10 protein-coding genes are annotated in these 10,513 nt (G+C 70.9%); 4 read left to right on the top strand and 6 right to left on the bottom strand.

Annotation, left to right across the window (positions count from 1 at the left end):
* Positions 1–301: 301 nt before the first annotated feature.
* The 5 genes from ABH925_RS37085 to ABH925_RS37065 form a co-directional block, all read right to left on the bottom strand.
* Positions 302–724 carry a hypothetical protein gene (locus ABH925_RS37085; RefSeq protein ID WP_370155927.1) on the bottom strand — a complete coding sequence of 141 codons (423 nt, stop codon included), beginning with the start codon at positions 722–724 and terminating at the stop codon, positions 302–304.
* Between the two features lie 53 nt (positions 725–777).
* Complete coding sequence (locus tag ABH925_RS37080) at positions 778–1,977, bottom strand: DUF1173 family protein (protein WP_370155925.1); 1,200 nt, start codon at positions 1,975–1,977, stop codon at positions 778–780.
* A gap of 195 nt (positions 1,978–2,172) precedes the next feature.
* Complete coding sequence (locus ABH925_RS37075; protein WP_370155923.1) at positions 2,173–2,868, bottom strand: hypothetical protein; 696 nt, start codon at positions 2,866–2,868, stop codon at positions 2,173–2,175.
* A gap of 22 nt (positions 2,869–2,890) precedes the next feature.
* Positions 2,891–4,132, bottom strand: coding sequence for a PD-(D/E)XK nuclease family protein (locus ABH925_RS37070; RefSeq protein ID WP_370155921.1), 1,242 nt, complete (start codon positions 4,130–4,132; stop codon positions 2,891–2,893).
* Positions 4,133–4,233: 101 nt separating this feature from the next.
* On the bottom strand, positions 4,234–5,349 hold the full coding sequence (locus tag ABH925_RS37065; protein WP_370155920.1) for an AAA family ATPase: 1,116 nt from the start codon (positions 5,347–5,349) through the stop codon (positions 4,234–4,236).
* Positions 5,350–6,197: 848 nt separating this feature from the next.
* On the opposite strand from ABH925_RS37065, the gene ABH925_RS37060 reads away from it, so the two are divergent.
* Positions 6,198–6,809, top strand: coding sequence for a hypothetical protein (locus ABH925_RS37060; RefSeq protein WP_370155918.1), 612 nt, complete (start codon positions 6,198–6,200; stop codon positions 6,807–6,809).
* 222 nt (positions 6,810–7,031) lie between these two features.
* Here ABH925_RS37060 and ABH925_RS37055 read toward each other — a convergent pair whose 3' ends face one another.
* Complete coding sequence (locus ABH925_RS37055) at positions 7,032–7,841, bottom strand: hypothetical protein (RefSeq protein ID WP_370155915.1); 810 nt, start codon at positions 7,839–7,841, stop codon at positions 7,032–7,034.
* Between the two features lie 248 nt (positions 7,842–8,089).
* Here ABH925_RS37055 and ABH925_RS37050 point away from each other — a divergent pair, with 248 nt between their 5' ends.
* The 3 genes from ABH925_RS37050 to ABH925_RS37040 all read left to right on the top strand — a co-directional run bounded on the left by ABH925_RS37050 (position 8,090) and on the right by ABH925_RS37040 (position 10,139).
* On the top strand, positions 8,090–8,380 hold the full coding sequence (locus tag ABH925_RS37050; RefSeq protein WP_370155913.1) for a hypothetical protein: 291 nt from the start codon (positions 8,090–8,092) through the stop codon (positions 8,378–8,380).
* A complete protein-coding gene (locus ABH925_RS37045) occupies positions 8,377–9,438 on the top strand; it encodes a DnaB-like helicase N-terminal domain-containing protein (RefSeq protein ID WP_370155911.1) in 1,062 nt (353 codons plus the stop codon). Before ABH925_RS37050 ends, ABH925_RS37045 begins: the two co-directional genes overlap by 4 nt.
* 125 nt (positions 9,439–9,563) lie before the next feature.
* A complete protein-coding gene (locus ABH925_RS37040) occupies positions 9,564–10,139 on the top strand; it encodes a hypothetical protein (protein ID WP_370155908.1) in 576 nt (191 codons plus the stop codon).
* Positions 10,140–10,513: the final 374 nt, after the last annotated feature.

Raw genomic sequence — 10,513 nt, 5'->3', positions numbered from 1 at the left:
TCGACCCCCGTTCTATCGGAGCTCCGTTGCCGCGCCCAGCCCATCCGACGGAGGGGTTGACACACCGTCAATTCGCCAAACTTCCCGGCATTGGGCCAAGACCCACGTCCAGCACGTCCTGACCGCACTCGCGATCAACGTCGAGCGGCTGAGCCTTCAAGAACCCGCCGACAGCTCCTACCGGCCCCGCCCTCCCACGGCGTTCCAGCAGTACCTCGACACACGTGGCCTGCCCCGCCCCCTGTGGTGGCGGCAAGGCAAATAGCCCCCAGGGCCTCAAGATTCCCGACAGAGTCACTCATTAGGAGGTGCGACTGCTGGGTGGGAGCACGTTGTCGTGCTCGAGGCCGGCGCCTTCGGCGAGCAGCATGATTGCGAGGGCGATGGTGACTGCTTGGTCGTGTTCGGGTGTGGTGGTGATGGCGCCGCTGACCCAGAGCCAGTCGGCGGTTTCGACGCAGCGGGGGCTGTTGGTGTCGGTGGCCAGGGCGGTCAGGGCGTCGGAGATGAGTTCGGTCAGGCTGGTTACCTGAAGGAGTTCGATGTTGCGGTGGTGCGGTGTCTCGGGGGTCTTGGGCCGGGTGGCGTTGTCGTGCGTCTGCAGCGCGGCCATGGCGGCCTGGCGTGTGGTGGCGCCGGCGCGGATGGCGTCCTGCCAGGCCCGGGTCAGAGCGAGTGCAGGTTGGGTGGCGGTGGTGGGGGGTACTGGCTGACTGGTGGTCATGGGTCTCGACTCCTGTGGATGGGTGACGTGCCGGCGAGGCGGTGCCGCCGGGTTCAGCTGTCGGTGTGGCGTGGTGGCAGGGGGAGGTCGGCGAGGAGGTCGGTGGCGGTGTCCCAGCTGACCAGGGTGGCGCCGGATTGACGGTAGTGGAGTTCTTTCGCGCGGCGCCGGTCCTCGTAGTCCTGGCGGCCGTGGACTCCCCAGACTTCCATGTAGGCCGGCGGCCGGGTGTCGGTCAGGACGAAGTCGGGGAAGACCGCGTCGGCGGTGTCGAAGCGCAGGGGTTTGGCGAAGGTGCGGCCGCGGGCTATCAGGTGGTCGGCGGCCAGGATCTCGGGCCCGGACTCGCCGGGGATCAGCGCGGTGTTGGTGAGCATCGCGCACATGTCGACGGCGTGCAGGCGGTCCCGGCCGGTGCGCTCGACCAGGAGCAGTGCGATCTGGCGCGAGCGGGGCCGGTGGGGGGCGAAGACGGGGCGGTAGGAGCGTTGGGCGCGTTCGATCAGCGGGTTGGGCAGGGTGATCGAGGCGCGTTGGTGGCGCAGGTTGAGGCGGGTGGTGGTGGCGCCGGGGGTGAGGGTTTTGATCTCGCCCAGGATCAGGCCGCGGTGCTGGCGGTCGAGGTGGCGTCCCAGGCGGCTGGTGAAGCGGGTGAGCTGGTCGTTGGTGTGGGTGGCGGTGTCGGGGTGGTACGGGGGGACGATGTGCAGGAGGTCGGCCAGTGGCCGGGTGCCCAGGGTGCAGGTGGCGGCGGCGTCGGTGAGGCGGCGGTGGGCGGCCTTCCAGGTGCGGTCGCCGGTGTGACGCTGCCACACGTTGAGGCCTGCCTGCTCCCACAGGACGTGCAGCAGCCCCAGCAGGCTGGTGGCGTCGCGGCCCACCGCGGGGGTGTGGTCGGTGTCGGAGAGTTCGGGGGCCTGGGGGTCCAGGACGAGCAGGAGGGCGTTGCGCAGGCGGATGCTGATGCCGTCCTCGTGCTCCACGATGGCACCGAGGTTGAGGGCGGATCGGCCCGACATGTCCTCGGCCAGCTTGAAGAACAGGCACTCGGCGTGGTGCTCGGCGCCGTGGCCGGGCCATCCGGCCAGGTGGTAGCGGCCGCTGCGCAGCCGGATGACCAGTGGCAGCGGTTGCTCCCGGCACAGGCACAGCCCGTGGCCGGGCGCGGTCTTCGCGTCCTCGAACAGCCGGGCGTGGCGTTCGGGTTCGGACCGCAGTCGTTCCAGGGGCAGGTCGGTGCCGGCCAGACGCACCCGGCCCGGCTCCCCCAATGCGACGAACCGGATAGTGCCCGGGAGGAGGTGGGCCGCTGCTGTGGTCAAGGATGCCGTGGCTGCTGGACCGGTGCGGGTGCTGGCTTCGTGCTGGGGCCCGGGCGGCGTGGGGTGCATGGGTCGGTGCGGTCCTTCCGGTGTCGGCATGTGGGACTGGCTGGCGGGAGACCGGGGTCAGGTGCTGCGGGTGCGACGCTGCGCCGTGGGTGTGTAGGAGTTGCCGAGGCCCGCGCGGGCGGCGTGGGGTATCAGCAGGTCCGGGTAGTCGGGGATCTGCAGCTGTCCGCGGAGCAGGGAGAGGTCCAGGTCCCAGGCGAGGTCCCACAGATGACCGCCGAGGTTGCTGGCGCGCACCACATCGGCCCATGCCTGCTCGGCGCTCCAGCCGTTGAGGCGCATGAGGTGATCCAGGACGCTGTCCTGCTCGCCGCGGATCCGGGCCAGGCCCGTGTGCTGGACCAGGTGACAGGCCGCGCACAGGGCCAAAAGGGCCTCCAATTTCTGTACTCCGGGTGTGCCGGGGGTGGTGGCGGGGGTGAAGGACCACTTCTCGTGGCAGTCGGGACGCCGGGTGGTGGGCCGGTGTCCGCAGATCTGGCAGCGGTTGCCGGCGGCCTCGCAGACCGGGATCCGCAGCTTGTTCCAGATGCTCTGGGTGACCAGGCCGCGCACGTTGCTGCCCCACACCGACTCGGGCAGCAGGCTCGCGCGGATCCTGACGCCGTCCGGCGCGGCGGGACCGGCGAGGGTGTCCCGGTAGAGGTCGCTCCAGCGGGCGCGCGGGATGTTGGTGCTGGGGCTGGGCGTGTGGCTGTGGCTGTGGCTGTGGTCCACGGTGTGGGTCCGTTCGCGTTGTTGGGTTGGGGTCATGGTCGAAGTGCGCGAGGGGTGTTCACTGCGGGGTCGCCGAGGTGGCGGGGTCAGCTTCCGGGCCCAGGAATGTGGGGCTGTGGCTGGTCTGGGGTCCGGAAGCGGGTCCGGTTGGTGGCGGCTCGGGTGCGGGCAGGACCTTGATGGTGCGTGGGGTGCGCCGGTCGGTGGTGCGCTGAGGGATGGTCAGCCCGGCTTCCCTGGCCAGGTCGACCATGAGGACCTCGTCGGGGCGCATCGGGACGTGCACCCCGGCGCGCCGGTAGAGGTCCACGAGCTGCCCGGTGTCGACTTCGCGTACGGGGGTGCCGCCGGTCCAGGCCAGGCGGTGGGGCCCGTAGGTGCCGCTGGGTGATCCGTCCAGGCGCGCCCGGGCGGTCTTCTTCAGGCGCTCGCCCGTGCGGGTCAGTTCGGCGCCCTGGGCGTACTGGGCCAGGGCCTGCTCGCGGTCGGCGTCGTGGTGGACCTGGGCGCTCTGCGGGGTGCGGCCGGGTTCGGCCGCCGGCCAGCACAGGCTGCGGAAGGGGCAGGAGTCGCAGATCGCGTCGATGCCCGGTCCCGCGAAGCCGCGCGGTGCCCACTGCGGGGAGGGCAGGCACTGGATCCGCTCGACCCACCACAGTGCCTCGGTGGCCTGGCCGTGGTCGTAGGCGAGCTCCTGGACGTGCTCCTCGCCGTTGTCGCGGTTGATGAAGCGGAACCGGATCCGCTGCACGTCCAGCGGTCCGAGCGGGGCCAGGTGGTGCTGGCCGTCGACATCGGCGAAGCCCTCGGTGCGCAGCAGTCCGGCGTAGAGGTAGACCTGGCGGCGTTCGGCCGCGGTCGCGCCTTCGCGCAGGACGTGGTCCCAGACGCGGGTGGATTTGGTTTTGAGGTCCTCGACGGTGAGCTGGTCGGCGGGCCGGTGCGGGCGCAGGCGGGCGGGGAGGCGTTCGGCGGTGGCCTGGTCGAGTTGGACGGTGTCGATGTGCCCGCGCACGAGCTCGTTGTGGACCGTCTTCTCGGTCAGCCAGTTGAAGACCTCACGGGCGGCGGTGAGGAACCCGGTGTGGAGGTAGGTGCCCAGGATCGCGGCCCGTTTCGGGGACTGGTCGCTGGGGGTGGTGCCGAAGGTGATGTAGGCGGCGCGCCGCGCGCAGACGGTGTCCGAAGCACCGAGCTGGGTCTGCCGGGAACGGGCGCTGCGCTGGTCCAGGGCTTCGGCTGCTTCCCACAGGGAAGGCGAGTGCGCCGGCGGGTGTGGCGACAAGGTGGGCGTGGCCATCAGAATCGGGAGCTCTTTCATCCGAGTCGCGATCGGGGGCAGGGGGTGGTGGGCCCGGAGCCGCGTTGGTGCGGCTCCGGGCGGGCGGAGCGGGCGAGCGGTTACGGGACCGGGACGAGCTGGGGGCCGCGCGGGGTGGTGGTGTTCGATGCCTGCGGGCCGGGGGTGTCCGTGCCGGGGGCTGCTGCGCGCTGGGCGGCCGCTGCGCGCAGTCGTTCGGCGTCGGGGTCTGGGCTGTCGAGCAGGCCGGGGCGCGGGTTCGCGAGTTCGGCCACGCGCGCCCGAAGGGCGGTCTGGACCGTGGCCGCTTCCTCGAAGCTCAGGCCGCTGCGGTCGGGGTGGCAGGCCGTCCACACCGCGTTGGCCTGGTCGAGGTCGTGGACGGCGCGGACCTGGTCCAGCCAGGGCTGGACCTGGTCGCCGACGAGCTGGGGCATGACGCGGGGCTGGGAGTACTCGGTGCACCCCAGCCGCTCGAAGACCAGGTCCTCGATGGAGAACTCCGGCAGCTCCAGCGGCTGCCCCGGGTCGACGGGCATCCGCAGCGACCGGGCCTTGACCAGGCGCGCGGGCCGGCCGCGCTGCAGGCGCACCCAGGCGGTGGCCTCGAAGCCGAGGTCGTCACCGGCGATGACCTTCCACTCGGTACTGTGGGCGATCGGCTTGCCGTTGTCGTCGAACGCGGAGGTCTCCTTGCCACGGGCCAGGACGATCGGGATCCCCGGCAGGGTCTGGAGCAGCCACAGCACCCGGGCCCAGCGCTGGTTGCGGTCGATCCACAGGTTCGCAGGCACCTCGATCACCGCGTCCGGGTTGGCGGCGAGGCGGGCCCGGTTGGCGTCGCTGCGCCGGGCGCGCTGGTAGGTCCAGTGCGTCAGCATCCGCCACAGGGCCGAGATGGAGTCGACCACCAGGACCACGGGGCGCTCACCGTCATCGGCGGCGCGGCGGGCTTCGGCGTGCACGGCCTCGATCTGCTCGAGGATGCTGCGGTAGCTGCCGTCGTGGACCAGGACCTCGAACCGGGCATCCGGGATCGCGGCGTACTCGTCCGCGGAACCCTCTCCAAGGTCGAGCCAGTAGACACTTCCGACGCGCCTGCAGCGGGTGAACTGAGCCGCTGCCCAGGTCTTTCCGGCGTTCTCGTCTCCCTCGATCAGTATCAGGGGCAAGGGCGGGACCCCGGTGGGACGGCGGGTGTTGAGTACGGCAGCCATGGTGCTCCTCGTTCGGGGATGGGTTCGGGAGTGGGCGGAGCCGGCCGGACCTGGCCACCTCTCGCTTATTCGTAAATCTACGAATGGCTGCCGTTTGGGCAAACCCCCATTTCGCGAGGCAAGTTCCTGTGGCTGATCCACCCCCAGGCACAGTGCCGGACCATCCGCTCCGCCATGAGTGTCGGAGCGGCGTGAGACATTGCCGTTCGTGACCACAGACATGAACGATGCCCTGGCCGGGGTGGATGCGATCGACTGGGCGGCGTTGCAGCACGCCTACGGCGCCGCAAGCGACGTTCCGGGCCAGCTGCGGGGCCTGACCGCCGGGGACGCAGGCGAGCGCAAGAAGGCCCTGCACCATCTGTACGGCAACATCTTCCACCAGGGAAGCCGCTACCAGGCATCGGCCGTGGCCGTTCCGTTCCTGGCCGCACTGGCAGCCAACGCAGCGCTGCCGGGCCGCGTCGAGGTCCTCGGACTGCTTGCCTCCCTGGCCATCGGCTACGACGAAACGCACTTGCCGGGCGGCGTCGACGTGATCGGCTGGCGCGAGGACATCAGGCAGTTCAGTGCGAAGGATCCAGCGCAGATAGCTGCCGAGTACGACCAGTGGGTCGCCCAGGCACGCGATGACGGCGAGCGGCGTGTACGCGAGATGCGGCGCACGATGTTCGACTTCGAGGGACAGCTCCAGGCAGCGGACGCCGAAATAGCGGCCTACGACGCAGTGCGACAGGAGCTACCGGGCCTGTACGCGCTGTTGGACGACGACGATCCCGCTGTGCGCGCGGCAACGATCCACCTCATGGCCTGGCTTTCCGGAAGAATCGAAGCACACGCTGCCGGAGTTGCTGCGCCTGCTCGACCGAGAAGCGATTCCAGAGGTCGTCTCCACGACACTCATCGCTGTGGGCTTGCTTGGCGACGTGGAACTCGTCCACCGCCTGCAGCCGTTCCTGGACGCCGAAGAACAACTGGTGCGATGGGCAGCGGCAACCGCCCTGGTACGCGTGGGGTACGCGGGGTCCGACCCCGCCCTGGGCGCGCAGGTCCTTGCTGAACTGGCCGCCACCGAAGCCGAACCGCCGCAGCCCGCGCCACCCGGTATTGCGTTCTACGACGGCGATCTGCGCGGCTACGCCGCAACGAGCCTGACCCTGCTGGCCGATCGCTACCCCGCCGAGGCACTGGACGCCGTAACACAGGGCCTGGCCGCCACCTCCGGCCCGGCCACCTTCGCGATCACGGCAGCCGCCCTGCGCCTGGCCTTCCGAGCGCCGCACCAAACCAGCCTCCCCGTGTTCGCAGACCTGGAGAGCCGACAGCAGCACCTGGTCCGTGTCTTGGCCGCGCTCGACCAAGACACATGGCGGTGGGCCAACTTCCTGGAGATTCTCCGGGCATGGGGCCTTCCCCAGGACCGAACATCGATGCGCATTTACGCGGACATGCCCAACTAGCAGAAAGGCGCCTGAACGGGTCAATCTGCCGCCAGAGCGTGGGGCGAACACCACATCACCACATCAGCGTAGGCCTCGCATGCTGCCCGATTCACATACCGTCAGTGATGCCGATCAACGCCTACAGAATCCTGTAAAAGCCAAGCACCGCACCCGATGGAAAAACACTTCCGGCCCGGACGTTTGGGTCCGGGCCGGCGATGGATGGGGCAGGGGCGGGTATCAGGTGGTGCCGGCGGCCTTGGCTTCTCCGAAGAGGTAGTCGAGGCACCAGGCGGCGACGTCCCGGCTCGGGTACTGGGCTGCGATCTGTCCCGCTCCGGGCTGGAAGGTGCCCGGTACGAGGGGCGCGGGGAACGTCTTGCGGCGGGCCCAGCCGGCGACGGTCAGCTTGGCCGCGCCGGTCACCGTGACGATGTCCGCCGTGGTGCAGCGGTCGGGCAGCACGGCGAAGGCCGTGCGCAGGACAGTGGCCCGCTGCGTGTCGCTCATCTGCGGTGTTGTGCCCGGAATGCTGATCACGTCCGCGGGGCGGGGGCCGCGTGGTCCGGGCGTGTGCCGGGCGAACCAGGCTGCCACGTCGGCCACGCTTCGGGTGCCGGTTTCGTCGCGGGGCGGGAAGGGGTCGTGCGCGCGCTTGCCGTAGCGGCGCTGGTAGTCGGTGATGCCTTCCGTGGTCACGCCGCGCAGCTGGGCGAGTTCACGGTCGGTCATCCGGCGGCTGTCGCTGGGCGAGACCTCTCCCAGGCGGCCCAGTCCGGTCCGGCGGCGGGGCCCTTTGCGGGCGGACTCCTTGGCGAAGTAGTCGTGCAGCCAGGTGCCCACGCGGGCGCGGCTGTACTCCTTCGCCTCTTTCTCCCGTCCCGAGCCGGCAAGCGGCGCGGGGAATTTCGGGCGCCGTTGCGTGTCGGCGACCCACTTGACGACCGTCTCCGGGCTGACATTGGCCAGCTGCGCGATCTGCTTGCGCGTGATTCTCGCCGGCAGGGCGGCGAGGCGTTGCTGGAAGTCGTCGGGATCAGTAGCGGCCATAGCGCACCATCATCGCGCATCCAACCCCCATCCGGCCGCACCAGGGCCCATCGCCGCCGGAACCGGGCCGTGGGACAGCCGGTTCCGAAACCAGGGACGGATCCCCCGGCGAAATACCCAACCCCGGAATTCGCGCGCCGTCCACGCGCCCGCCGCGGGAGCGGCCAGCTGGCGGCGTCGATGGTGGGGCGCTGGGACCGGGCGTCGTCCTTCGTGCCGCCCGCGCAATCGAAGCGGAGGGCCGCGGCATGGAACTCGACCAGGAGCAGGCGGATGCGCTCAAGGCGCTCGCTCGTGCCAGCGCTACGCGACTGGCCGCACGCGTCATCACGTCCCAGGAGATGGGGCAGTTGCGCGACAGCGGCCAGGCCGCGCTGCCGTTCGGTGAGTTCGACGGATCTTCGGTGCGCTACGCCGACCGCTGGTGGAGATTCGCCCCGCAGGGGTGGGAGGCCCTGGACGACTCGGCCGGTACCCGGCTGGACACCGACCTGGAGCGGTGGCAGGCCGCGGTCGCCGCGATCAGCGAAGCCCGGTGAGGACCCCTCAGGGCACCCCGGTGCGCGCGGAGTACGCCGTGATCGGGTCCCTGCTCCAGCGCCCCGACCTGGCAGAGATCGTCCACCGGTGGCTCAGGTTCGAGGACTTCGTGGACCCCTGGATGGCCCGCATCTTCCGCGCCCTGGTCGAACAGCGGCTCTACACCCACCCGGAGGTCCTCGCCGCCGACCCGACGCGGCGCCTGGACGCCGTGGTGCGGGTCGTGATGCCCCAGCTGCAGCAGAACTGCACCGACGCCCGCGAGCGGGTGGCCCCACAGGTCTGGGACCAGTTGTCCGCCGGCATGACCGGCCACCTGGTCAGCCCGGACATCACCCCGCACCGCGAAGCCGCCCTGGAATACGGCAGGGAGGTGCTGCAGGACGCGATCCGGCGCACCGTGATCGAGCGAGGCGAGATCATCACCCACTTCGCCGGCAACCATACGTACCCGAATCTGGGGGTGGTGGAGCAGGCGGCGGTCGCCGGGGTCGATGACCTGGCCGACCTCGACAGGCGCTGGGAGCTGGCCTCACCGGCGTGGCTGACCCAGGAACCGACCGAAGAGATCCCGCTGCGCGGCGCGGAGCTTCCCGCCAGCACGGACGCCGATCTCCTGCTGGCCGCCCTGGTGCTCAATCCGAAGCGGGTGGGCATGGTGCGGACCCTGCTGCGGCCGCGGGACTTCGGCGGCGAGGGCAGGCCCGATCTGTACCGGGCGATCACAGCCGCCGACGACCGCGGCGAGCACCTGTGGGGCAGGACCGACCTGGTGGCCTGGGCCCTGCAGGTCCGCTCCGACCACGGCTACCGCGACAGCGGGGCCTCGCGCTCGGACATCGGACGGATGACCACCACGGTGTTCCGCGCCTCCGTGCGGCACACCGCCACCCAGGGCGGCACCCTGATCGCCCATCTGGCCTCCCAGGGCGTGGGAGCGACCCGGCAGGTACTCGGAGCAGCCCAGCGCGCGGTCGGTGCGGTCGCGCGGCAGGCCCGGCGCGACCCGGGGCTGGAGCGGCCGGTGGCCGCCTACGGGGCGGCGGTGGCGCGATGACGCCTGCGCCTGCGCCTGCGCCTGCGACGTCGCTGCCTGCCGGATTCTCGGTTCCGTGGCGCGTACTGCCGCGGTGGGCTGGGCTGCTGGCGCGGAATCTGGGCCCGCGCCGCCGTGTGACCTGGGTGGTGTCGTGGCCCTGGTGGCTGCTCGTCCTGGCCACCACCCGGGTCCGCGGTGTGGTCGCCGGGTACGGCACCGCGATGGTGATCCTGGAAGGGCCGGCGGTGCCGGCACGGCGCCAGGCCGCCGCGGTGGGCATCGGCGGCATCGGGGCGGCCCTGCTCGGCGTGCTCGGCTTCCCGGTGCTGTGGGCGGCCTATCACGCCACCCGCGCCACCGGCCTGCCCCGGCCGGTCGCCGAACCGTTGTGCACCGCGGCGCTTGCCGCGGTGTTCATCGCCGAGGCCAGGGCCATGATCCGCAGCGGCCGAAACGCGTCCGCTGCGCGCCGCGTGCGACTGGGGCAGGAGCGCGGCGCTGCGTACTGGGAGGCGTCGTGTCTGGTAGCGGCGCCTGACGGGATCTCAGCGGGCCGTCTGTGCCGGAACCTGCTGCACTGGGCGGACGCGCACCAGATCGGCGTCGTCGCCTCGGCCGCCACCCCGCCCACCGCTACCAACGTCTCGGCTTCACCCCGCTCCAGGGGTACCCGGAGCAGATCCTCACCCGCCCTCCCGCTCCCCACCGCTCCGCCCTAGTACTCCAGCAGGACTTCGGGGCTTGACCTGGGACGATGCAGGCGGACTGGAGTGTAGCCGGGCTGGTGGAGATCAGGGGCGGCTTCCCGTGGGCCGCCCCTCGATCGTGTGACAACGCCTTCGGTAGTGGCAGCGGCGGGGAAGCCTCCCGGTGTGAACGAGAGCGCTGCTGAACTGTGGGACCGAGAACTGGACGACCTCTTCCTGACCGTCGGACACCGGTTCCGTCGTGTCGAGCCCCGTCGTCGCATGCGTGACTACGTACGCGGCCTGCTGGGACCCTCGTGTTTCGCACTTTTTGGATCACCGATGTGATGAACTGGTGTTCGGTCCGTAGCTGGATCGGGTGGTGAAAGCCCTTGCTGGGTAGGGCT

It is taken from the genome of Streptacidiphilus sp. EB129 (genome assembly GCF_041262645.1).
GTDB lineage: Bacteria > Actinomycetota > Actinomycetes > Streptomycetales > Streptomycetaceae > Streptacidiphilus.
Note: the sequence above shows the minus strand (reverse complement) of the source record. Positions and strands in the feature narration are given on the sequence as shown.